24 protein-coding genes are annotated in these 21680 nt (G+C 63.8%); 19 read left to right on the top strand and 5 right to left on the bottom strand.

The window, feature by feature from the left end:
- From F8E02_RS10905 to F8E02_RS10860, 10 genes are read left to right on the top strand one after another with little or no spacing between them, the layout of a single operon-like run.
- Positions 1–843, top strand: coding sequence for a respiratory chain complex I subunit 1 family protein (locus F8E02_RS10905; protein WP_317065599.1), 843 nt, complete (start codon positions 1–3; stop codon positions 841–843).
- Complete coding sequence (locus tag F8E02_RS10900) at positions 843–1094, top strand: hypothetical protein (RefSeq protein WP_317065598.1); 252 nt, start codon at positions 843–845, stop codon at positions 1092–1094. The genes F8E02_RS10905 and F8E02_RS10900 overlap by 1 nt, the downstream gene beginning before the upstream one ends.
- Positions 1091–1477: a DUF1959 family protein gene (locus tag F8E02_RS10895; protein ID WP_317065597.1), complete on the top strand. Its 387-nt coding sequence runs from the start codon at positions 1091–1093 to the stop codon at positions 1475–1477. The genes F8E02_RS10900 and F8E02_RS10895 overlap by 4 nt, the downstream gene beginning before the upstream one ends.
- Positions 1474–1932 (top strand): NADH-quinone oxidoreductase subunit B family protein, encoded by a 459-nt coding sequence (locus F8E02_RS10890; RefSeq protein ID WP_317065596.1) that lies wholly within the window; start codon positions 1474–1476, stop codon positions 1930–1932. Before F8E02_RS10895 ends, F8E02_RS10890 begins: the two co-directional genes overlap by 4 nt.
- On the top strand, positions 1929–3017 hold the full coding sequence (locus F8E02_RS10885; protein ID WP_317065595.1) for a hydrogenase large subunit: 1089 nt from the start codon (positions 1929–1931) through the stop codon (positions 3015–3017). Before F8E02_RS10890 ends, F8E02_RS10885 begins: the two co-directional genes overlap by 4 nt.
- Positions 3018–3021: 4 nt before the next feature.
- On the top strand, positions 3022–3630 hold the full coding sequence (locus F8E02_RS10880) for a 4Fe-4S dicluster domain-containing protein (protein ID WP_317065594.1): 609 nt from the start codon (positions 3022–3024) through the stop codon (positions 3628–3630).
- On the top strand, positions 3627–4016 hold the full coding sequence (locus F8E02_RS10875; protein WP_317065593.1) for a molybdopterin dinucleotide binding domain-containing protein: 390 nt from the start codon (positions 3627–3629) through the stop codon (positions 4014–4016). The genes F8E02_RS10880 and F8E02_RS10875 overlap by 4 nt, the downstream gene beginning before the upstream one ends.
- Positions 4006–5295, top strand: a complete 1290-nt coding sequence (locus F8E02_RS10870; protein ID WP_317065592.1) for a formylmethanofuran dehydrogenase subunit B — start codon at positions 4006–4008, stop codon at positions 5293–5295. The genes F8E02_RS10875 and F8E02_RS10870 overlap by 11 nt, the downstream gene beginning before the upstream one ends.
- Positions 5292–6992: a formylmethanofuran dehydrogenase subunit A gene (locus F8E02_RS10865; RefSeq protein ID WP_317065591.1), complete on the top strand. Its 1701-nt coding sequence runs from the start codon at positions 5292–5294 to the stop codon at positions 6990–6992. Before F8E02_RS10870 ends, F8E02_RS10865 begins: the two co-directional genes overlap by 4 nt.
- The gene (locus F8E02_RS10860) at positions 6989–7759 is read left to right on the top strand and encodes a formylmethanofuran dehydrogenase subunit C (protein WP_317065590.1); all 771 of its coding nucleotides are present in this window, start codon (positions 6989–6991) and stop codon (positions 7757–7759) included. Before F8E02_RS10865 ends, F8E02_RS10860 begins: the two co-directional genes overlap by 4 nt.
- A 151-nt stretch (positions 7760–7910) precedes the next feature.
- On the opposite strand, the gene F8E02_RS10855 is transcribed toward F8E02_RS10860, so the two are convergent.
- The 3 genes from F8E02_RS10855 to F8E02_RS10845 all read right to left on the bottom strand — a co-directional run bounded on the left by F8E02_RS10855 (position 7911) and on the right by F8E02_RS10845 (position 10773).
- On the bottom strand, positions 7911–8177 hold the full coding sequence (locus F8E02_RS10855; RefSeq protein WP_317065589.1) for a DUF1922 domain-containing protein: 267 nt from the start codon (positions 8175–8177) through the stop codon (positions 7911–7913).
- A gap of 325 nt (positions 8178–8502) precedes the next feature.
- Positions 8503–10053, bottom strand: a complete 1551-nt coding sequence (locus F8E02_RS10850) for an FAD-dependent oxidoreductase (RefSeq protein WP_317065588.1) — start codon at positions 10051–10053, stop codon at positions 8503–8505.
- Positions 10054–10638: 585 nt separating this feature from the next.
- On the bottom strand, positions 10639–10773 hold the full coding sequence (locus tag F8E02_RS10845) for a hypothetical protein (protein WP_317065587.1): 135 nt from the start codon (positions 10771–10773) through the stop codon (positions 10639–10641).
- 105 nt (positions 10774–10878) lie between these two features.
- Between F8E02_RS10845 and F8E02_RS10840 the strand changes: the two genes are divergently transcribed.
- Entirely contained in the window at positions 10879–12111 is a 1233-nt protein-coding gene (locus F8E02_RS10840; protein ID WP_317065586.1) for a glycosyltransferase, read from the top strand.
- A gap of 49 nt (positions 12112–12160) precedes the next feature.
- Here the strand turns inward: F8E02_RS10840 and F8E02_RS10835 are convergent, their stop codons facing one another.
- Complete coding sequence (locus tag F8E02_RS10835; protein WP_317065585.1) at positions 12161–12607, bottom strand: hypothetical protein; 447 nt, start codon at positions 12605–12607, stop codon at positions 12161–12163.
- Between the two features lie 479 nt (positions 12608–13086).
- Between F8E02_RS10835 and F8E02_RS10830 the strand changes: the two genes are divergently transcribed.
- On the top strand, positions 13087–13833 hold the full coding sequence (locus F8E02_RS10830; protein WP_317065584.1) for a coenzyme F420-0:L-glutamate ligase: 747 nt from the start codon (positions 13087–13089) through the stop codon (positions 13831–13833).
- Here F8E02_RS10830 and F8E02_RS10825 read toward each other — a convergent pair.
- Positions 13830–13988 carry a preprotein translocase subunit Sec61beta gene (locus tag F8E02_RS10825; protein WP_317065583.1) on the bottom strand — a complete coding sequence of 53 codons (159 nt, stop codon included), beginning with the start codon at positions 13986–13988 and terminating at the stop codon, positions 13830–13832. The genes F8E02_RS10830 and F8E02_RS10825 overlap by 4 nt on opposite strands.
- Before the next feature lie 45 nt (positions 13989–14033).
- Between F8E02_RS10825 and F8E02_RS10820 the strand changes: the two genes are divergently transcribed.
- The 7 genes from F8E02_RS10820 (at position 14034) to F8E02_RS10790 (ending at position 21652) form a co-directional block, all read left to right on the top strand.
- Positions 14034–15077, top strand: coding sequence for an amidohydrolase family protein (locus F8E02_RS10820; RefSeq protein ID WP_317065582.1), 1044 nt, complete (start codon positions 14034–14036; stop codon positions 15075–15077).
- 34 nt (positions 15078–15111) lie between these two features.
- Positions 15112–15540 carry a universal stress protein gene (locus tag F8E02_RS10815; protein WP_317065581.1) on the top strand — a complete coding sequence of 143 codons (429 nt, stop codon included), beginning with the start codon at positions 15112–15114 and terminating at the stop codon, positions 15538–15540.
- A gap of 14 nt (positions 15541–15554) precedes the next feature.
- Positions 15555–16415 (top strand): CBS domain-containing protein, encoded by an 861-nt coding sequence (locus tag F8E02_RS10810; RefSeq protein WP_317065580.1) that lies wholly within the window; start codon positions 15555–15557, stop codon positions 16413–16415.
- 165 nt (positions 16416–16580) lie between these two features.
- Positions 16581–17201 (top strand): archaeal proteasome endopeptidase complex subunit beta, encoded by a 621-nt coding sequence (psmB, locus tag F8E02_RS10805; protein ID WP_317065579.1) that lies wholly within the window; start codon positions 16581–16583, stop codon positions 17199–17201.
- A 20-nt stretch (positions 17202–17221) separates the two neighbouring features.
- Positions 17222–19114, top strand: coding sequence for a beta-CASP ribonuclease aCPSF1 (locus tag F8E02_RS10800; protein ID WP_317065578.1), 1893 nt, complete (start codon positions 17222–17224; stop codon positions 19112–19114).
- Positions 19115–20182, top strand: coding sequence for an MFS transporter (locus F8E02_RS10795; RefSeq protein ID WP_317065577.1), 1068 nt, complete (start codon positions 19115–19117; stop codon positions 20180–20182).
- Between the two features lie 39 nt (positions 20183–20221).
- On the top strand, positions 20222–21652 hold the full coding sequence (locus F8E02_RS10790) for an aldehyde dehydrogenase family protein (RefSeq protein WP_317065576.1): 1431 nt from the start codon (positions 20222–20224) through the stop codon (positions 21650–21652).
- Positions 21653–21680: the final 28 nt, after the last annotated feature.

The raw sequence follows: 21680 nt of genomic DNA, 5'->3' as shown, positions 1-21680 counted from the left end.
ATGATCGAATACCTGCTCTTTGCCACCTTCGTCGGCCTGCTCTTCCACGGCATCCACCGGAAAGTCATCGCGAGAGTCCAGGGACGGCCCGGGCCGCCGGTCTGGCAGGAGATCCTGCATACCCTGAAGTTCTCCTTCAAGCAGACCTGGATCCCGAAGACGGCCAGCCAGACGCTCTTCGTCGCGGTCGTCTTCGTCGCGATCGGCATCTGGAGCGGAGCGCTCGTCATCCTCCTCTCGGGGGGGAGCCTCCTCCTCCTCTTCGGGATCTACCTCCTCCACAAGATCGTGGAGCACGGGATGGGGCTCTCGTCGGGCTCCCCCTACGGGAAGTTCGGGGCCATCCGGTCGGTCATATCGGCGGCGTCGGAGCTGCCGCTCCTCGCCACCGTCGGCGTGATCTACTTCTTCACGGGATCGCTCTCGATCGCGGATATCGCGGCATACCAGCAGGTGCACGGCCCGCTCCTGATCCTCGCGTTCCCTGCGGCCGCGGCGATGTACCTTGTGATCCTCTCCAAGATGCACTACGGGCCGTTCTCGATCATCGAGGCCAAGGAGATCGTGAGCGGGAACATGACCGAGCACTTCGGGGTCTGGCGCGCCGGGCTCGAGGTGGGGTTCGCCCTCAAGACCTACGTCCTCCTCTACGCGTTCGTCCTCCTCTTCATCGGCTCGCTCCCGCTTGCTCTGACGCTGCTCCTGATGCTGCTCGTCTTAGTCTCGCTCTCGTTCGTCTGCGCGGTCACGCCCATGCTCTCCCCCTACGACACCGTGACGATCCAGAGCCTGGTGACGGGCGCGCTCGTCGTCTACATCGTCATCCTGGCGGTGGTCATGTGATGAACGCGTTACGTCTTCTGATTACGGCGGGAGCGGCCTTCTATGTGGCCGTATTCCTTGCCCAGGTCGCCCGGGACGGGAGCGTTGCCGATCAGGCGCTCGCGGGCGTCGTCCTGCTCGCCGCCGTCGCGGGCCTCACCTGGATGCGCGACGAACTCACCCTGAGACGCTACGAGACCGCGCTGCTCTGGGTGATGGTGCTCGGGTTCCTCGCCTACGCCGCGGCACGCGCCCTGGGGGTGTTCGCATGAAGTATCTCTATGAAAAGGACCTTCGCCAGATGAAGTACACCATACTGACGAGCACCCGGCACGACGAGACCGTCCGGGCGATCGCCCGACGCCTCGAGATGCCCGATGCGAAACTCCGGATGATCCTGATCCGCCGGCTCGACATGTCCCTGCTCGAGAACCTCGAATCCCGGTGGCAGATGGGGCGGGAGCATGCGGACCAGAACGATCAGGTGGCACAAGAACTCGGCTGCGAGCTCTTCACCCGGTTCATACCCCTCGTGGACCCGGACGTGATGCGGTCGATATGCGATGAGACTGGAAGAATGATAGGAGACGGTTCGTCGAGAGACGAGGCGCTCGCGAAGGGTAGAGCGCGTATCCGGGAGGCGGCCCTCGCATGAGGAATATCCTCCAGGAGATCAAGAACGCCGTGCGTTCGCGGTCGATCCACGTCAGTTACGTCGACGTCGGGTCGTGCAACGGCTGCGACATCGAGGTGCTCGCCTGCCTTGCGCCGCGCTACGACATCGAGCAGTACGGCATCTACGTCCATAACAACCCCCGGGAGGCCGACGTCCTCCTGGTGATCGGTTCCGTCACCCCGCAGTGGGTCGACAAGCTCCGCGATATCTGGGAGAAGATCCCGGAGCCGAAGGTGGCCGTCGCCATCGGGAACTGCCCGATCTCGGGGTGCGTCTACGCCCGGAAGGGCAGCCTGACCACCCCCCCGGTCGAGAATTACATCCCCATCGCGGCAAGCGTGCCGGGCTGCCCGCCCCGCCCGACCGAGATCCTCTCCGCCATCCTCTCGGTCGCGCCGCTGATATTCAAGGACTACGAGGAGAAGAAGCAATGAAGAAGACCGTCGACGTATCCATCCCCCTCGGCCCGATGCACCCCTGCTGGAAGGAGCCCGTCCGCATCAAGTGCGAGACGGCGGGCGAGCGGGTGATCCGGACCGAGGTCGAGCTCGGGTACATGAAGAAAGGGATCGAGCGGATCATGCGGGGCCGGCCCTGGCAGGAGGTGATGTTCCTCGCCGAGCGTGTCTGCGGCATCTGCTCGGTCGTCCACAACATGGTCTTCATCGAGGCGATGGAGAAGATCAGCGATATCGCGGTCCCGCCGCGGGCGGCATACCTCCGGGTCGTCGTGAACGAGCTCGACCGGATAGCAAGCCACATCCTCGCGAACTTCTCCTACTGCTACACGATCGAGCACGAGACGCTCGCGATGTACCTCCTCAATACCCGCGAGACCGTGCTTGACAACCTCGAGCGGATCACGGGCTCACGGATCAATACCGCCTACATGATCCCGGGCGGGGTCCGGTTCGACCTCCTGCCGGAGGACGCTACGGCCCTGCTTGCGGACCTCAATAAGGTCGAGGACGAGATGCGGCGGTATACCCGGATATTCGAGACGGGGCCCCTGATCGCTCTCCGGAGCAAAGGGATCGGGTACATGAGCCGGGAAGAGGCGATACGCGCCCACACCGTCGGCCCCACGGCCCGGGCAAGCGGCGTCGAGGATTGCGACCTCCGTCTCCGCCACCCGACCTACCGGGACCTCGGCTTCACCCAGATCACCCGGACGGAGGGCGACAACTTTGCCCGGGTGATGATACGGTTCCAGGAGGTCTTCCAGAGCATCGACCTGATCCGGAAGTGCGTGGAGAACCTCCCGGAAGGTCCTATCCGGGGCGGCGGCCTCTGCAAGGCGGGGGAGACCTCGTATGCCGGCGAAGCCCCCCGCGGGGAGCTGACCTACACCATCAGGACCGACGAATACGGCAGGGTGCTCGATATCACGATACGGACGCCCTCGGTCATGAACATCGAGGCCTGCGCCCACGCGATGATCACCGACGCGACGTCGATAGCGGACGTGACCTCGACGTTCATCAGCAGCGATCCCTGCATCGCGTGTAACGAGAGGTGAGGATATGCGATCGATCGTCTACTACGTGCGGGAGTTCCTCCGGCCCGAATGGCTCCGGAAGTTCGTCTCGGTAAAGACCGCACCGCTAAAGACCCCTTCCTACTCCAAGGGCTACCCGTCCCTGACCGGCCGGGAGTGTACGGCATGCTTCTCCTGCATGATGATCTGCCCCGCACCCGGCGCCATCGCGGTCCTCCAGCGAAAGGAAGGCTGGGAACCGGAGATCTACCCCGGCCACTGTATCCGGTGCGGCCTCTGCGTCGAGGCATGCCCCGAGGATGTCCTTACGAGCGGGCGGATCCTCGACGTCACCCGGCGCGACAATACGGCGTTCGCCTCGTCGTATCACCTCGAAGTCGACGACAGCCTCTGTATGCGCTGCGGGAACTGCTGCGTCTCCTGCCCGGTCAACCGGCAGATTGACCCCCAGCTTGCGGGGAGCGGGACGTCGGCGAGCGACGAGGTGATCATGCGGGTCGAGGGCGGCCGGGTGCGGATCCTTCATCCGGAGAAGTGTACGGGGTGCAAGACCTGCGAGACCCACTGCCCGAACCGGGCGATCCGGGTCGCCCGGCTGGTGGAAGGGGTGCAGGGCGGGGAGGCGGAGGCATGAGTTTCCTCATGATCACCGGGCGGACGGTGAACCAGGGCGTGACGGTCGAGAACAAGACCTCCGCCGCCTACGCCAGGGAGACCTCCACCTGCTTCATGCACGAGTTCGATATGATGGAACTCGGCCTCGCCGACAACGACCCTGTCCGGGTGACCGGGGCCTGCGGGGAGGTCGTCATGCGGGCGGTCGCGTCGGAGGAGGTGGGGATGGGGACCGTTTTCGTCCCCTACGGTCCCTACGCGAACCACATCATCGCCGCCGGGACCCACTCCACCGGGATGCCGGACTTCAAGTCCCACGAGGTGGAGATCGAACCGACAGACGAAGAACCAAAGACCGTTCACGGACTGATGGAAGACCTGGGAGGGCTTGCCTATGATCATTAAGGACGCGGTCTGCCCGTTCTGCGGGTGCCTCTGCGACGATATCGAGGTGGAGGTCGAAGGGAACAGGGTGGTCGCGGTCACGAACGCCTGCGAGCTCGGTAAGACGAAGTTCATGGGCGAGCAGAGGCTGAAGAACCCGATCCTGCGCGACGGGGACCGGTGGAAAGAGACCACGTATGACGAGGCGATCCAGTATACCGTCGATATGCTTCTTTCCGCCGAGCGCCCGCTCCTGTACGGGTGGAGCGGCACTCACGGGGAGGCCCAGTGCGTGGGGGTGCACATGGCCGAACTCATCCGGGGGGTCGCCGACAACACCTCCTCGGTCTGCCACGGCCCGTCGATCCTGGCCATTCAGGAGGTAGGGCACCCGGGCTGCACGCTTGGGGTGGTGAAGAACCGGGCGGACCTCGTGATCTACTGGGGGTCGAACCCGATCGACGCCCACCCCCGGCACCTCTCGCGGTATACGCGGTATGCCGAGGGTTTCTTCCTTGAGAACGCCTTCCGCGACCGGAAGGTGATCGTCATCGACGTCAGGAAGACCGAGACCGCGAACATCGCCGACGAGTTCGTCCAGATCAAGCCCGGCGGGGACTACGCGGTCATCTCGGCGCTCCGGGCGATCGTCCAGGGGAAGACCGGGACGATCCCCCGGACGGTCGCGGGCGTTACCCGCGAGCAGCTTATCCGGGTGGCGAACCTCTGCAAGAGCGCAAAGTTCGGGGCGGTCTACTTCGGGCTCGGCCTCACGATGACGCAGGGGAAGTACAAGAACATCAGGAACGCCATCGAGCTCGTCGGGGAGTTGAACCGGCACACGAAGTTCACGATCTCGGCGATGCGGGGCCACTACAACGTCTATGGGTCCAACGAAGTGAACACCTGGATGACCGGTTACCCGTTCGGGATCGACTTCTCGCGGGGGATCGCCTTCTATAACCCGGGCGAGACGACGGCGGTGGATATCCTGGCCCGGAAAGAGTGCGACGCGGCCCTGGTCGTCGGAAGCGACCCGGCCGCCCACTTCCCGCGGAAGTGTATCGAGCACCTCGCGGATATCCCGGTCGTCCAGCTCGACCCCTACCCGAACGCCACGACCGCGTTCTGCAACGTCCAGATCCCGGTGGCGGTGACCGGGATCGACGCGGAGGGGACGGCTTACCGGATGGACGGGGTACCGATCCGGACCCGGCAGGTCCTCTCCTCCGACTACCCCTCTGACCGGGAGGTTCTCTCAAAGATGTATACAATGATGCGGGAGGCGCTGGGGCGATGAGCGAACTCCTGGTGAAGAACGCCCGCGTGATCGACCCCCTGCGGGGCATCAACGCCGAGGTGATGGATATCGCCATCCGTGACGGGAAGATCGTCGAGGAGGTGAGCGGTGCGGCGGAGGTGATCGACGCCCGCGGCATGCTCACGATGCCGGGCGGGGTCGACTCACACACCCATATCTGCGGGACGAAGGTGAACTTCGGGCGGTACATGAGCCCGGAGGATATGCGGGCGGGCAGAACGCCCCGGCGCGGGCCGATGCACGCCACCTCCGGCTACAGCGTCCCGACGACCTACGCGAACAGTTACCGCTACAGCGTGATGGGCTACACCACCCTGCTCGAGGGCGCGATGGCGCCGCTCGAGGCCCGCCACACTCACGAGGAGTTCACCTACACGCCGCTCCAGGACACGATGGCGAACACCCTCTTCGACGGGAACTGGGGGATCATGGAGGCGATCCGTGACGGCGATACGAAGCGGGTCGCCGCCATCATCGGCTGGACGCTCCGGGCGGTGAAGGGGTTCGGCGTCAAGCTCACGAACCCCGGCGGCACCGAGGCCTGGCAGTGGGGACAGAACGTCTCCTGCATCAGGGACCCGGTCCCCTACTTCGAGGTGACGCCGGCCGAGATCATCCGGTCGGTCGTCGAGGCGAACGAGCTCCTCGGCCTCCCGCACTCGGTCCACCTCCACTGCAACAACCTGGGGACGCCGGGGAACTACACCTGCACGCTCGGTTCCTTCGGCCTCATTCCCGACCTGAACAAGAAGCGCCAGACGCTGTATGCCACCCACGTCCAATTCCACGCCTACGGCGGGTCGGGATGGAAGGACTTCTGCTCGAAGAGCGAGCCGATAGCAAATTTCGTCAACATGCGGCCGCAGATCGTCATGGATATGGGGCAGGTGATGTTCGGCCGGACGACCACGATGACCGCCGACGGCCCGATGGAGTTCAACCTCTACCGCCTCCACCACGACAAGTGGAGCAACCACGACGTGGAGCTCGAGACCGGTTCGGGGATCATCCCGGTCGTCTACCGGCGCAAGAACCTGGTCAACTCGATCATGTGGGCGATCGGCCTTGAGCTCGCCCTCCTGACGAAGAGCCCCTGGCAGTGCCTGCTCACGACGGATAACCCGAACGGCGCGCCGTTCGTCAAATACCCGGAGATCGCTGCTCTCCTGATGAGCAAGCGCTACCGCGACGCCGAGTTCGCCACGGTTCACCCCGATACCGAATCCCGGGTCCCCCTCCCGGCGATCGACCGGGAGCTGGACTGGTACGAGATCGCGGTGATGACCCGGGCCGGCGCGGCGAAGGCGCTCGGGATCCAGGACCTCGGCAAAGGCCATCTCGCCCCGGGAGCGGATGCGGATGTCGCGATCTACCCGATCCTGATCGACGAGGTCGACCCGTCGGTCGACTATCGGAAGGTGATCGAGGCGCTCAGCCAGACCGAGTACACGATCAAGCGGGGCAGGGTCGTCGCCCGGAGAGGAGAGTGCGTGGTCGACGGGAGCAACGCGACGTTCTGGGTGAAGCCGAAGATCTCCGACGCCTACGATATGGGCAAAGATCCCGACTTCATCGAGAAGTTCGACCGCTACTACACGGTCCGGATGAGAAACTACCCGGTCCAGGAGGAGTACCTGAACCGGAACCGGTGCATCGAGACGGAGGCGGGGATATGAAGGTCACGCTCGCGATGAAACCCGCGGCAAAATCGTTCGTCCCGATCGAGGCGGAGTCGATCGTCCCGAAGAGTTTCCTTGCCGGCACGGAGTACTCGGTCTGGCGGGGAAACCGGGAGCTCCGGCTCGACGAGATCTTCACGATCACCGTGGAGGGCCATGCCGAACGGGCGGAGGAGGTCGAGGTCGTCCTCTCCGGGGATGAGACGTCCCGGTTGAAGAGGGTCGGGGAGTATATGGACGCGGGGAAGATCACCGTCCTCGGCGGTATCGGTATGCACTGCGGCAACTTCATGAGCGGCGGGACGATCGAGATCCACGGCAACGCCGACGGCTGGCTCGGCCGGGAGATGACGGGGGGTACAATCATCTGCCGGGGCGACGCCGCCGACTACTGCGCTTCGGGCTACCGCGGCGGCAGGAAAGGGATGAAGGGCGGCAGCGTCGAGGTCTTCGGGAACGCCGGGGATTTCCTGGCCGAGCATATCGCCGGCGGCACGGTGGTCGTCCACGGCAGTGCCGGGGACATGGCCGGGGTGGAGATGCACGGCGGAACGCTCGTCGTCCACGGGGATTGCAGCCGTCCGGCGGCGAACATGAAGGAGGGCTCCTGCTACGTCTATGGGACCGCGCACGGGATGCTCCCCACGTTCCGGAAAGTCGGGACCGTTCAGCACGAGGGACGCACGCTTACCCATTTTACGGGCGATCTTGCGAACAGAGGGAAAGGAAATCTTTTTGTGAAGGACTACGAATATCTGGATTGAGATGGCCAGACACGAGTGTGGGTTCGAGGCCCCGATTCACTGCAAGAAGTGCGGGAGACCGCTGGACAGCAACGAACGCACGGGCCTGTTCTGCCCGCACTGCGGAAGAAGAGTGAGCATCCTCTGCCCCGGCTGCGGGCGTCTCTGGTGATCAGGCCCGGTTCTTCACCCATTGGGCGTACTGGGCGCGTAATTGGCGGACGTCCTGCTCGGAGAGGTCACGCTTTCCGGTCTGGTGCAGGTACGACTCGAGCTGCTCCACCACCTGTTCTGCGTCCAGGAAGTCATCGGCGTCCAGGTAGACCGGGGACTTCTCGATGTTGATCGCCTCCCCGCACATCGGGCAGAGCCTCCAGCGCTGATAGCGGTCCACGTAGGTGAAGGTCTTGCAGCCCGGACAGCGGATGACGAGATACATGATCAATGGGAATGTGCGGGCGGGCGGATTTATAGTTATCTATACGGCCTTATTCCGGGGTTGGGGCTGGTTCCAGGAGGGTGGGTGCGGGTTGCGGGAAACGCGAAGTCCGGCACCAAGATGTCGTAACCTCCCTTCGCGCCTTCGCGTCTTCGCGTGAGGCTATGTAGTCGCTTCTGCATTATGTCTCACGCGAAGCCGCGAAGAACGCGAAGATCAGCACCGGGATGTCGTAACCTCCCTTCGCCCCTTCGCGTGAGACTGCGTGTCCGGAGATTGCGAAGGTAGCGGGCAGGAGCACTGGAGGAATGCCGCCCCGACCTCTTCACTCCTCCCTCGCCCCCCGCGGCGCAAGATCCTTCACTGCCGGCCCGTGGATCACCTTCCCCGAAGCGTCGTAGCGCGAACCGTGACAGGGGCAGTCCCAGGTCTCTTCGGCGCTGTTCCACGCGGCGATACACCCCATGTGCGTGCAGGTGGGGTTGACCGCGCGGACCCGCCCCTCGCGGTCCCGGTAGACCCCGGTCTTCTCGCCTTCGACCATCATGATCCTCCCTTCTCCGGGCCGGACGTCCCGTATCTCCCCCGACGGCCTGGAGATTGCCCCGCCGATGAACTTCTCGGCCACCTCGATGTTATGGACGAGGAACCTCCGGGCCGATGCCACCGGTTTGAACCGGCCGGGGGCGTAGACCTCGCTCCACGGGTTCTCGCGGCCCCGGATCATGTCGGTGATGATCAGCCCGGCCACGGTGCCGTTGGTCATCCCCCATTTGCGGAAGCCGGTCGCGATGTAGACGTTCTCGTGGCCGTCGGCGAGCGGGCCGATGTAGGGAACGCCGTCGTTGGTGATGTAGTCCTCTGTCGACCAGCGGTAGTCGACGGACCGGAGCGGGTAGATTGTCCGGGCGTAGCGTTCGAGGGCGCGGTAGTGCTCCCGCGTGTCCACGTCCTCCCCGGTCCGGTGCTCCATCCCGCCGACGAGCACCAGTTCCCCGTCTCCGGCGGGCTGCGACCGCCAGGAGTGGGCGGGGCTCTCGGCGTTGATGAACATCCCGTCCGGGAACGGTTCGTCGAGCCGGACGCCGAGGACGTAGGAGTAGGACGGCTCCATCCGCGCGTAGTAGAACCCGGGACTGTCGTAGAAGGGGTAGTGTGTCGCGAGGACGACGGATCGGGCCGTGACGGTCCCGTTCTCCGTCCTGACCTCGCAGAGGGCGCCTTTCTCGTCCCGGACCTCGACGGCCCGGGTATTCTCGTAGATCCGGCTCCCGTCGCCGGGAATGAGGGAGGCGAGGGAGAGGAGGTACTTCACCGGGTGGAACTGCGCCTGGTCGGTGAACCGCACCGCCCCGTAGGTTCGCCCGGGCAGCGGGACCTCCTCGACGAAGGCTGCCGGAAGGCCGAGGCTCCGTGCCGCGTCCGCCTCGGCCGCGACCGACTCCCGCGAGTCCGGCGACTCCGCGTAGGTGTAGGCGGGTCTCCGGATGAAGTCGCACGGGATCTCGTACTCCCGGATGAGGGACGCGACCTGCTCGACTGCGGTCTGATTCGCGTCGGCGTACTGCTGCGCGAGATCGCTCCCGAACTGGTCGATGAGGTCCGCGTAGATGAGCCGGTGGAGCGCGGTGAGTTTTGCCGTCGTGTGACCGGTCACGCCGGCGCTGAGTCTGCCCGCCTCGATCAGGGCGACCGCGTAGCCGGCCTGTTTGAGCAGGAACGCGGTGGTGATCCCGGCGATGCCCCCGCCCACGACCGCCACGTCGGTCTCAATGTTTCCCGATAGCGGGGGATGCGGTACTCCCGCGGTTGTCTCCATCCAGAACGACCCGTGCCTGCCCGGCAGGCTGTATCCTTCACCCGGCCCGTAAACCATAAGCTCTGCCTCCTTCCGCCCGCCTGCCCTTCCTCCGGAAAGGGTGGCGGCGGGCGGTCACCATTATGCCGGGGGCATATATAGGTGTGGGGGCGATGGTGAGCCGGGAACTTGAACTACGACATTCGGTAAAACGGAGCTCGAGCACAGAACGGTTATAGATCCGGGGCTTCATAGACCGGAATTCCTCAACACAAAAGTCTCACGCGAAGAGCGCGAAGTCGCGAAATCAGGATTATTATCGGGTGCAAACCATCCCTTCGCGATCTTCGTGGCTTCGCGTGAGATTTCGGGCTCTGTTGAAACCCTCTCCCTGAGATCGAGTCCATTGCAGGATTATCCATACATCTTGACTCACGCGAAGCCGCGAAGTGCGAGCGTAGCGAGCTTGAGCACCGTCAGGTGCGAAGTGCGAGCAAAGCGAGCATGAGAAGCCCTCAGGCTTCGAAGAACGCGAAAGAGGCTGTCAACACCCATTTCAGGCTTCGCGCCTTCGCGGCTTCGCGTGAGGTCACACCAGTACCCTCTCCACGTAACTGAGTGTTCTCTAGAGGGTGTAGACCATTTCAACAGAGCCAGATTTCGTCATTTCCGCACGACCTCCTTCGTGGGGTCCCATACCGCCGGGCTCTCGATCACCCTCCCGCCGGTATCGTAGCGCGAGCCGCGGCAGGGACAGTTCCCGGGTCTCCCCGGTGTTGTTCCCGGCGGCGCTCCCATGCCTCTCTGCCTCGTCCGGGGAGAGCCCTGGTATCGAACAGTTAGGCAGGGTGCACTGCTGCCGCTACGCATAAGCATGATCGCGAGAATGCAGGAGGGATCGGGATGAGCGAGATCCACGTAATCGGGGACTACGAGCGTTACGCCGGAAAAGAGGGCATACGCCGCATCGAGGCGAAAGCCCGGCCGCTCCGCGACCTCCACGTCATGCACATGAACTCCACCTACTACGGCGGCGGGGTCTCGCAGATCCTTTCGTCCCTGACGCTCCTGATGAACAGTCTCGGCATCCAGACCGGGTGGCGCGTCGTGCATGGGCCGCCGGACTTCTTCAGCGTGACCAAGAAGTTCCACAACGCCCTCCAGGGTGCGGAGATCAACCTCTCCGGCCGGAAGAAGGAACTCTACGAGCACGTCATCCACGAGAACGCCGTGCGGAACCATCTCGACCACGATCTGGTCTTCGTCCACGACCCGCAGCCGCTCCCGCTGATCACCCATTACCGGAAGAAGAGCCCCTGGGTCTGGCGCTGCCACGTCGACCTCACCGCGCCGAACCACGAGGTCTGGAACTACCTCCTCCCGTTCATCGAGCGGTACGACGCCGTCGTCCTCTCGAGCAGGGACTACCGGCAGAACCTCAGGACACCGCAGGTCTTCTTCACGCCCGGCATCGATCCCTTCTCCATCGTGAACCGGGAGCTCTCTGAAGCCGCCATCGACGAGCGCCTCGCGCACTACGGCATTCCGACCGACCTCCCCCTGGTCGTGCAGGTCTCCCGGTTCGACCACTGGAAGGATCCAGAAGGGGTTATCCGGGCATTCCAGAAGGCGCGAAAGGAGGAGGAGTGTACCCTGGTCCTCGTCGGGAACGTGGCGACCGACGACCCGGAGGGCGCGGAGGTCTACCGGTCGCTCCTTGCCCACAAAAACGAGCGGATCATCGTGCTGAGCGTTCAGGACGGGGCGCTCGTGAACGCTCTCCAGCGGCGGGCGGCGGTCGTCCTGCAGAAGTCGATCCGGGAGGGGTTCGGGCTGACGGTGGCGGAAGCGATGTGGAAAGGTGCTGCGGTGATCGGCGGGAACGTCGGGGGTATCCGCTACCAGATCGAGGACGGGGTGAACGGGTTCCTGGTCTCCTCCGTCGACGAGGCGGCGGAACGGATCGTCCGGCTGCTCGCCGACCCCGACCTCGCGGAGCGGATGGGACGTGCGGCGCGGGAGAAGGTGCGGGAATGCTTCCTCTTCACCCGGACCCTCGAGCAGTACCTCGATCTCATCGGCGCGTTCGAACCGGAGTACCGGCTGAGGCGGGAGATCGAGCCGTCCTGCCGGTGATTTTGAGAATGGATTGGGCCGGGATGGCGGCCGGCCATCCGCCCCTCTCTTACCCTTTCAGTCTTCCGTTGTTGTAGTCGTCGAGGTACTCCGCAAGGCTGATGAACTGCTGCCGGAGCGGGTCGTTACCCTTTAACTTTCCGATCTCTTCCGGTTTGTAGTCTGCGAAGAGCGCTTCGGCTTCGTCGATCTTCGCGTATGGCGCCCAGTTGCCGCTGTACATGTTCAGCACGGCCGCGATGTACTGGTGGGCCAGCGTGTAGTAGGCGTTGCCGCCTCTGGGCGGTGTCTGCAGAAGCGCCATCCAGTTCTGGCCGGAGAGGTGGAAGTTATCCTCGTACTTGAGACCCTGCACGTAGTGAGGAGGAACGGGCCAGTTCTCCGGGTGGTTCTTCCAGTAGCCCTGCGTGTGCGGATCGTAAGGATCGCACGCGGCCGCCGGGGCGGTACATACGCAGAGGGCGATGATCAATCCGAATATAAGGTATTTTCGCACGTAACGTCACCTCATTCTGGTGTCGGCGGCATCCCGGCCTCCGACCTGACCGGAGCGCCGGCTCTCCCGAGACGGAGTATTCGTAGACCAGAGTGAGCCCGGCTGCTCATGCAGCCCGGCATCCTCGTTTACAGGGTGTCTGCCCCTTCCCCCCAGACCGGGCGCGGACTCCTTACGGATGCCGGCCGAGTCTTTGGCATTCTTGTATATAATGATATCTAATGATCAGGGGCCCTATGCGGATTGGAAACAAAATATATTATTTTCTCGATAATTGTCCGGACCAGCCGCACCGCGAGAGGGGGCGCAGAGGTTACGGTCCATCGCCCCTGCGGCGTCGGCGCCGGGCGCGGCGGCCGGGGGCAGGCCGCGCGCCGCAGGCCCGGCCGGAGTCGAAATTACAGAAGTCCGGCGGTATCGGGGTGCAGCGTATCCGAGCCTTTTTCTGCAATCGGAGACGATCACTCATTGTGAGTTCCATGGATATCCAGGTAACCGGTGTTTTGGGTCTCCCCCTGATCCAGCAGGGCGACGACCTGCCCGCCATGATCTGCGACCGGGTCACGTTCGAAGACGGAGACATCCTCGTCATCGCCTCGTCGGTCTACTCGAAGGCCAGAGGCTTCACCCGCGATCTCGCCGCCATCACCCCCGGCGCGGACGCCGTGCGGATCGCGGCAAAGACAAAGGAAGACCCCCGTTTCGTCCAGGCAGTGCTGGACTCGTCCACCGATATCCTGCTCGAGTATCCCTTCATCCTCTCGGAACTGCCCTCCGGCCACATCGGCGTGCGGGCGGGCGTCGACCACAGCAACGTCGAAGACGGCCGGATCATCATCCTTCCCCCCGACCCCATGGGAGCCGCCGCCGAGGTCCGGAGCGCGGTCCGCCGGATCGCGGGAAAAGACGTCAGGGTGATCATCACCGACACCTGCGGGCGGTCGTTCCGGCGCGGACAGACCGGCATCGCCATCGGGTGGGCCGGGATGACGGCGATCGACGACTACCGGGGCGACACCGACCTCTTCGGCCACGTCCTTGAGATCACCGAGGAAGCGGTGGTCGACGAGATCGCGGCGTTCGCGAACTTCATCATGGGCGAGAGCCACCAGGGCGTTCCCGCCGTGGTCTTCCGGAACTGCAGGGCCTGGAAAGGGCACGATATGGTCTACTTCACGCCGGAGCAGGACGTCATCAGGACCGCCCTGAAGAGCAAAAAAGATTAGAGGAGAGCATTGAGGATAAAGACTGCCGCCCCGGTCACGATGGTCGCGATGATCACGGTCATCGGGCTGATATGAATGGCCCGGTGATCCTCGCTGTCATAATAGTTGACCAGGCCGGCAGAGGATACCAGTCTCCCGCCGGATTTTTTCGCCATACACAAATATTCTCCCTTGCGATATATAAAACAAAGGTCTTTTGAATGCAGGATGGATCGTACGCCGTCACCGGCCGGGCACTCCTCGGCGAGGATCTCAGGGAAGAGCACGTGACCATCGTGGTCTCCGGAGGCGTTATCACCTCGATAGAGCCCTGCTCCGGCAGCTCAGACCGGTGGATCGTGCCGGCGTTCTTCAACGCCCACACCCACCTCGGCGATACCGTCGCGATGGACCTCCCTGTCCGGGGCAGCCTCGCCGAGCTCGTGAAACCCCCGAACGGCCTAAAACACAGGATCCTCGCGGCAACCCCCCGCACCGAACTGGTCCGGGGGATGCGCGCAAGCATCGCCGCGATGGTCGCGACCGGGACGGCGGGGTTTGCCGACTTCAGGGAAGGCGGGCCCGACGGCGTTGCGGCGCTCCGCGAGGCGGCGGCCGGGCTCGACTGCCGGCCGGTCATCCTCGGCCGCCAGGGCGGCGAGCGGGTGAGCGACGGGGCGGGGATCAGCAGCGTCCATGACGTGGCGGGCGCCGAGGAGACCGTCAGGGAGGCGCGGGGTGCGGGGAAGCTCGTCGCTTTCCACGCCGGGGAGAAGAACCCGGACGACATCGACGAGGCGCTTGAGTTCGAGCCGGATCTCCTCGTGCACTGCACCCATGCGACCGAGACGCAACTCTGCCGGATCGTCGATATGGAGATCCCCATTGTCGTCTGCCCGAGATCGAACTGGCTCCTCGGCGTTGCCGCATCGCCTGCCCACCCGCCCATCACGCGCATCCTCGAACTCGGCGGCAGGTTCTTCCTCGGGACGGACAACGCGATGTTTGTACAGCCGGATCTCCTCCAGGAGATGGCCTTTACCGCTGCCGTTTATCGCGCGCCCCCCGTCGAGATCCTGCGTGCCGCGATCAGCGGGGCGGCGCTGGCCGGGAGGAGCGGGTTTATCGAGGAAGGTCAGGAAGCGCATCTTCTGGCCATAGACCCGCGGAAATCCAATCTCTCATTCAGCAACGACATCCGGGCAACCATCGTGAAGCGGCTGGATTCTTCAGGTGTAAGCCGAAATATTTTAACCTTGCAGTAGAGACCAGATAAGAAATATCTGTTCTGTGGTGTGCATGTTCCGTAAGATACTTGTAGGTATAGATGGTTCCGAACCCGCAAACCGGGCTCTGGAGACGGCCATCCGTGAGGCGGGCGTCTGGAACGCCGAAATTCATGTCGTTTACATCGTCGAATCCGGGCTTTTCGCGTCCCTTCCCCTGGACAACACGCTCGAGATCATCTACAGCGTCCTGCAGAAAGAGGGCGAGGATATTCTCGAGGGTGCTCGCAAGAAGGGAGATGCCGCGGGGATTCCGATCACCACCCATCTCCGGCAGGGCCACGCGGGATCTCAGATCGTCTCCCTCGCCGAAGAGCTCGGGGCCGACCTCATCCTGCTCGGCTCCTACGGGAAGAGCGGCGTCGATCGCCTCCTGCTCGGGAGCGTGACCGATTACGTCGTGCAGAACAGCCCCATCACGACCACGGTGGTGAGATCATAGTCTCTCTCCAGCAGATGATCGTCCGGGACTTCATGGTGACCGATGTCGTCTGCGTCGAGATTCCCGGAAACCGCGACGACGTTCTGCGCATCTTAAAACGCACGGGTATAAGCGGCGTTCCTGTCCTCAAGGACGGTGAACTCGTCGGGATCATCACCCGCAAAGACCTCCTCCGCAAGGCGGAAGAGACTCAGCTCGGCCTCCTGATGACACCCGACCCGGTCGTCATCAGGCCGGACGCTCCTATCCAGGAGGCTGCCCAGCTGATGGTACGGCATAACATCAGAAGGCTCCCCGTCGTGGAAGGCGGGTCCATGATCGGGCTCATCAGCGTGGCCGACCTCATCGGTGCCATCGCCCAGCTGCGTCCCAACCTGCCCATCAAGGACTGCATCAGCAAGACCTATGCCCTCTGGGAGGACACGCCCCTCTCGCTCGTCGGGAGGATTCTCGAGATCTCCGGCTACGACGCCATCCCCATCCTGATGGAGGACGGCACGCTCACCGGCATCATCTCGGAGCGCGACCTCATCAGGAACACCCGCATCGAGGACGGTGTCGAGGTCAGCGACTTCTCGAACGGCACGGACGACGACGAGTGGACCTGGGAGAGCATCCGGGATATGCACACCATCAGCTACGGAATCTCCAGAATCCAGCTCCTCCCGATCCCCGTCAAGAACGCGATGGTCAAGAACGTCCTCGCTGTTCCCATCAACGCGGAGGTCGGCGAGTGCGCCCTGAAGATGCGGCGGGCCCGGGTCGACCAGCTCCCGGTGGTCAATGGGAACAAGCGGCTCATCGCGATGCTCTTTGACCGGGAACTGATCAAAGTCCTGCTGCCTGACCAGCAGCAGGGCTTACGAAAGAGTTAAGGGGCAACATTCATATAATATACAGATGCTCATCATGTCGTGCCGGAAGCCGGTACGACGATAAATTTATGTTTTATGGTATCGCTATACGCTTAACCGCTTCTACGCGAAGTAAAGCGTTTTAATGGTTTTAGGGGTGCTTCAATGGATATTTCCCAACAGGTTATGAAAGGTACAACCACGGTAGGGCTGATCTTTGAAGGTGGGGTCGTCCTTGCGACGGAGATGCGGGCGACGATGGGAAACCTCATCGCAAGCAAGCGCGCCAAGAAGATCTACCAGATCACGCCGAGGATCGGTCTCACCACTGCCGGCGGCGTCGGCGATGCGCAGCAGCTGGTCCGGATCCTGCAGGTCGAGTGCAACCTCTTTGAGATGCGCCGCGGCAAGACCATGTCTGTCGGTGCCGCGTCGACCCTGCTCTCGAACTACTTGAACCAGAACCGCTACTATCCCTACTATGTCCAGCTCCTGATGGGCGGATTCGATGAGGAGGGACCGAGCGTCTACTCCGTCGACGCCATGGGCGGGGCGACCAAGGAAGAGGATATCGTCGCTACGGGCTCCGGCTCTCCGTTCGCCTACGGCGTGCTCGAGGACCAGTACCGTGCCGACATGAAGGAGGACGAGGCGAAGGATCTTGCCGTTCGCGCCGTCCGGTCGGCGATGCGCCGTGACTCCGCATCCGGGGAGGACATCATGGTGGTCGTCATAACGAAAGACAAATACGAAGAACACATAGAGCGCGGGTTGCAGAGACCCTCTGCAGCCCGCCCGACAACCTAACATTTTTTAGGACGATTTTAATGGTGATTGAAGAGAAACTTCGGGAATTAAAGGAGCAGATCAATAAGATTGTTCCCAGCGGGATCACGATCTCGGACGTTGAGTTTGAGGGGCCCGAGCTCGTGATCTATACCGATGATCCGAAACTGTTTGCCGACCAGGCGGACCTGATCAAGATACTGGCACGCGATCTCCGGAAACGCATCGTCGTGCGCCCGAATATCCTCGAGGACCCCGAACGGGCGGCCCTGGAGATCAGGGCCGTCGTACCGGAGGGCGCGGGGATCTCCGACCTCTTCTTCGACCCGGAGACGGGCGAGGTCCTGATCGAGGCGGAGAAGCCCGGCGTGGTCATCGGAAAGAATGGGATAACGCTCCGCGAGATCACGAAGCAGATCGGCTGGACGCCGAAAGTAGTCCGGACGCCGCCCATCGAGAGTTCGACGGTGAAGCAGGTCCGCACCTACCTCCGGTCGGTGAAGGACGAGCGCAAAGCGTTCCTGCGGACGATCGGCCGCCGCATCCACCGGGAGGTCACGAGCAAAGACCAGTGGCTGCGGGTCACGACGCTCGGCTGCTGCCGGGAGGTCGGCCGTGCTGCGTTCCTGATCTCGACACCGGAGAGCAAGATCCTGCTGGACTGCGGGGAGAAACCGGGCAGCACCACGAACGGGACGCCCTACCTCTACGTGCCCGAGATCTATCCTCTCGACTCGCTCGACGCGGTGGTGCTCACCCACGCGCACCTCGATCACTGCGCTCTCGTCCCGCTCCTCTTCAAGTACGGCTACGATGGGCCTGTCTACTCGACTCCCCCGACGAGAGACCTCTCGGCGATGCTCCAGCTCGACTACCTGGACGTCGTCCGGAAGGAGACGGACAAGATCCCCTACACCTCAAACGAGGTGAAGGCCTACATGAAGCACTCCATCACGCTCAATTACGGCAGCGTGACCGATATCGCTCCCGACGTCAAACTCACCTTCCACAACGCGGGGCATATCCTCGGGTCGGCCATCGCGCACTTCCACATCGGGGAAGGGCTCTACAACATCGCGTTCACCGGGGACTTCAACTACCAGAAGACGAGGCTCTTCTCTCCCGCGGTATCGTCCTTCCCGCGCCTTGAGGCGCTCTTCATGGAGAGCACCTACGGCGGGTCGAACGACATGCAGCCCCAGAGGAAAGACGCCGAGGATAAACTCTACGAGACGGTCTCGGCGACGATCCAGCGCGGCGGCAAGGTGATCATCCCCGCGTTCTCCGTCGGCCGGTCGCAGGAGGTCATGCTCGCCCTCGAGGAGGGTATCCGCCGGCAGAAGATCCCGCCGGTGAAGATCTACCTCGACGGCATGATCAAGGAAGCGACGGCGATTCACACGACCTACCCGGAGTATCTCAACAGCGATCTCCGGAACCAGATCTTCCGCGAGGGCTTGAACCCCTTCCTCTCCGAGGCGTTCGTCCAGGTGGACTCGCCGGACCTCCGCGAGAAGGTGATCTCGGGCGACCCCTGCGTCATCATCACGACGAGCGGTATGCTGAACGGCGGGCCGGTGATGGAGTACCTCAAGGCCCTCGGCCCCGACGAGCGCAACGCGCTCGTTTTCGTCGGCTACCAGGCGGAAGGGACGCTCGGCCGGCGTATCCAGAAGGGATGGCGCGAGATCCCGCTCGGCTGGCGCGAGACGATCGTGATCAACCTTGAGATCGCGACGAGCGACGGGTTCTCCGGCCATTCTGATCGGAAGCAGCTGATGAGCTACGTCGCTCACCTCCAGCCGCGCCCGGAGAAGATCTTCACCATCCACGGCGACGAGAACAAGACGATCGACCTTGCGAGCTCGATCTACAAGCGGCACCGCATCGAGACCCACTCCCCCCTGAACCTCGAGACCTACCGCATGATCTAGATGCTGCAGAAACTGACGGTCCTCCTGGGAGTATTCGTGGTGATGGCGCTCTCAAACGCCGTCGTCCCGGTGCTCCCCGATTTCGGCGAGGGGGCGGCCGTTCAGGGTGCAGTCTACTCCGCATACTTTTTGGGCGCGTTCATCACGGTGCTCCCCGCGGGAATAGCAAGCGACCGTATCGGCCGCGTCCCGCTCGTTCGTGCCGGCCTTCTGTTGACCCTTGCGAGCGGGGTCCTCATCTTCCTTTTCCCCTCAGGCCTGCCGCTCCTCGCCTTTCGCGTGATCGAGGGGATCGGGGCCGGGCTCTTCCTTTCGGCGGCGCTTGCGTGGACGAACTCGCACGCATCGTCGGCGAGGCTGAGCGGCTACTTCATGGCGGCCCTGAACATCGGCCTGGTCATGGGGCTCCTTCTCACGGGCTGGCTCGACGCGGTCCTCGAGAGCCATCTCGCGGGAATCGCCTTCTTCACGGTGCTCGCCGTCCCTGCGGCGGTGATGAGCGTCGCCTTCCGGGAGGGCGATCACGCGGGGTTTGCGAGGGCCGACCTTCCCCTGATCGTCAGGGACTACTTCTGGCTCTTTGCTGCGACGGTCGTCCTCATAGGGATGACCGGGGCGATAGCTGCCGTTTACCCCGAATACACCGGCGGCGACCCCTCGCTGCTCGCGCTTCAGCTCGCGACAGTCAATATCGCGACCATCGTCGTCGTGCTCGTGGCGCCCCGGTTCAACCTCCGCCCCATCCCCACCATCCGGGTCTCCTCGCTCCTCATGGGAGCGGCGGTCGTGGCGGGCTACGTCACCCCCTACGCCTTCCCCGTCATCGGCGCCCTTGCGGGGATGGTGATGGTCGCGGCGCTCGCGTTCCTTGCTGAGACGAGGCTTGAGCAGGGCGTGATGGTCGGGCTCTTCAATACGGCTTCGTATGCCGGGTTCACATTCCTCTCGGCCCTCGCGGGCCTGGTTGCAGGATACTCCGGTTTTTTGCCTGCGTTTCTCCTGCTTGCCGGGATAGCGGCGGCGATAGCCGTTCCCATCGGCAGGTGCCGGTGCAGGCACCCCGGCTGACCGAGCGCATATAACCCTCTTCGTCCATAGGATCAACGCATGAAGATGCTGATCAACGGTGAAGGGCGCGACGCGGTCTCCGGCAGGGTCTTTCCGGTGCATAACCCGGCGACGGGAGAGGTCGTCGGGGAAGCGCCGCTCGGCGGCGAGGACGATGTCAGGGCCGCCGTGCAGGCTGCCGGGGAGGCGTTCGGGGACTGGTCCGCAAAGAACCCGAGGGACCGGGCGAAGGTCCTCTTCTTTGCCGCCGAAGAGGTGCGCCGCAGGAACACCGAGCTCGGGACGCTCCTGACCGCCGAGCAGGGCAAGCCCATCCGCGAGGCGGTCGACGAGATCAACGGGTTTGCAAACATCCTCGAGTACTACTACGCCCTCTCTGCCGGGGAGCGGGGAGAGTACCTGGACCTCCGGGGCTACGGCCACACGATCGTCCGGAGGCGCCCGCTCGGCATCTGCGGCGCGATCATCCCCTGGAACATGCCGGCGATCATCATGGGCTGGAAGGTCGGGGCGGCTCTCGCGGCGGGGAACACCATCGTCCTGAAACCCGCGACGACGGCCCCGCTGACCTGTATCCGTCTCGCGGAGATCCTGGAGGGTGCCGGGCTCCCGCCGGGGGTCTTAAACGTCGTCACCGGGCCGGGGGAGACGGTCGGCCGGGAGATCGCGAGGAACCCGGGCATCCGGAAGGTCTCGTTCACGGGCGAGGCCGGGACCGGCCGGCAGGTCGCCCTGGACGCCGCCCCCTCGCTCAAGCGGCTGACGCTGGAGCTCGGGGGGAGCGACCCGATGATCGTCTGTGACGACGCCGATATCCCGGCGGCCGTCGAGGGGGTCATCAGGGGGCGGTTCTACAACTGCGGCCAGGTCTGCACGGCGGTCAAGAGGCTCTACGTCTACGACTCGATCGCGGACGAGTTCGTCCGCCGCCTGAAGTCGAGGGTCGAGGCGATCGTGGTCGGGAACGGCATGGACCGCGGCGTCGGGATGGGGCCGCTGAACAACCGTGCGGGTTTTGCGCGTGTCACAGGTCTGGTCGATGCCGCCCGCGAGCGCGACGAGGGGGAGATCGTCGCGGGCGGGCGGACCCCTGAAGGAGAAGAATACGGGCGCGGCCTCTTCTTCCTGCCGACGCTGATCGCCGGGGTCCCGCACGACTCGGTCCTCTTCTCGGAGGAGGTCTTCGGCCCGGTGCTGCCGATGGCAACCATCTCCGGGCTCGATGAGGCGCTCGATCTCGCGAACAACAGTCGCTACGGCCTCGGTGCGTCGGTCTGGACCCGGAACGCGGAGGTGATCGCGAGGGCGACGGAGGAACTCGAGGCGGGGATCGTCTGGGTCAACCAGCACCTGCGGATCCCGCCCGAGGTGCCGTTCGGGGGGACGAAGGAGAGCGGCATCGGCAGGGAGAACGGGAGCCGGGCACTTCTGGAGTATACGGAGGAGAAGGCCGTGCTGATCCGGCTGTAAGCCGGATCCTCCCCGCACCGGGGCTGCC

Origin of the sequence: Methanoculleus caldifontis (assembly GCF_032842345.1) — an archaeon.
Classification (GTDB): domain Archaea; phylum Halobacteriota; class Methanomicrobia; order Methanomicrobiales; family Methanoculleaceae; genus Methanoculleus; species Methanoculleus caldifontis.
Note: the sequence above shows the minus strand (reverse complement) of the source record. Positions and strands in the feature narration are given on the sequence as shown.

Coding starts and splice junctions, on each gene's coding strand:
- F8E02_RS10905 (WP_317065599.1), top strand. CDS start 1: ATGATCGAATACCTGCTCTTTGCCACCTTCGTCGGCCTGCTCTTCCAC.
- psmB (WP_317065579.1), top strand. CDS start 16,581: ATGAAAGGTACAACCACGGTAGGGCTGATCTTTGAAGGTGGGGTCGTC.
- F8E02_RS10855 (WP_317065589.1), bottom strand. CDS start 8,177: ATGTATCTCGTCATCCGCTGTCCGGGCTGCAAGACCTTCACCTACGTG.
- F8E02_RS10890 (WP_317065596.1), top strand. CDS start 1,474: ATGAGGAATATCCTCCAGGAGATCAAGAACGCCGTGCGTTCGCGGTCG.
- F8E02_RS10870 (WP_317065592.1), top strand. CDS start 4,006: ATGATCATTAAGGACGCGGTCTGCCCGTTCTGCGGGTGCCTCTGCGAC.
- F8E02_RS10840 (WP_317065586.1), top strand. CDS start 10,879: ATGAGCGAGATCCACGTAATCGGGGACTACGAGCGTTACGCCGGAAAA.
- F8E02_RS10880 (WP_317065594.1), top strand. CDS start 3,022: ATGCGATCGATCGTCTACTACGTGCGGGAGTTCCTCCGGCCCGAATGG.
- F8E02_RS10875 (WP_317065593.1), top strand. CDS start 3,627: ATGAGTTTCCTCATGATCACCGGGCGGACGGTGAACCAGGGCGTGACG.
- F8E02_RS10795 (WP_317065577.1), top strand. CDS start 19,115: ATGCTGCAGAAACTGACGGTCCTCCTGGGAGTATTCGTGGTGATGGCG.
- F8E02_RS10820 (WP_317065582.1), top strand. CDS start 14,034: ATGCAGGATGGATCGTACGCCGTCACCGGCCGGGCACTCCTCGGCGAG.
- F8E02_RS10830 (WP_317065584.1), top strand. CDS start 13,087: ATGGATATCCAGGTAACCGGTGTTTTGGGTCTCCCCCTGATCCAGCAG.
- F8E02_RS10865 (WP_317065591.1), top strand. CDS start 5,292: ATGAGCGAACTCCTGGTGAAGAACGCCCGCGTGATCGACCCCCTGCGG.
- F8E02_RS10815 (WP_317065581.1), top strand. CDS start 15,112: ATGTTCCGTAAGATACTTGTAGGTATAGATGGTTCCGAACCCGCAAAC.
- F8E02_RS10800 (WP_317065578.1), top strand. CDS start 17,222: ATGGTGATTGAAGAGAAACTTCGGGAATTAAAGGAGCAGATCAATAAG.
- F8E02_RS10825 (WP_317065583.1), bottom strand. CDS start 13,988: ATGGCGAAAAAATCCGGCGGGAGACTGGTATCCTCTGCCGGCCTGGTC.
- F8E02_RS10900 (WP_317065598.1), top strand. CDS start 843: ATGAACGCGTTACGTCTTCTGATTACGGCGGGAGCGGCCTTCTATGTG.
- F8E02_RS10885 (WP_317065595.1), top strand. CDS start 1,929: ATGAAGAAGACCGTCGACGTATCCATCCCCCTCGGCCCGATGCACCCC.
- F8E02_RS10895 (WP_317065597.1), top strand. CDS start 1,091: ATGAAGTATCTCTATGAAAAGGACCTTCGCCAGATGAAGTACACCATA.
- F8E02_RS10845 (WP_317065587.1), bottom strand. CDS start 10,773: ATGGGAGCGCCGCCGGGAACAACACCGGGGAGACCCGGGAACTGTCCC.
- F8E02_RS10850 (WP_317065588.1), bottom strand. CDS start 10,053: ATGGTTTACGGGCCGGGTGAAGGATACAGCCTGCCGGGCAGGCACGGG.
- F8E02_RS10790 (WP_317065576.1), top strand. CDS start 20,222: ATGAAGATGCTGATCAACGGTGAAGGGCGCGACGCGGTCTCCGGCAGG.
- F8E02_RS10810 (WP_317065580.1), top strand. CDS start 15,555: ATGATCGTCCGGGACTTCATGGTGACCGATGTCGTCTGCGTCGAGATT.
- F8E02_RS10860 (WP_317065590.1), top strand. CDS start 6,989: ATGAAGGTCACGCTCGCGATGAAACCCGCGGCAAAATCGTTCGTCCCG.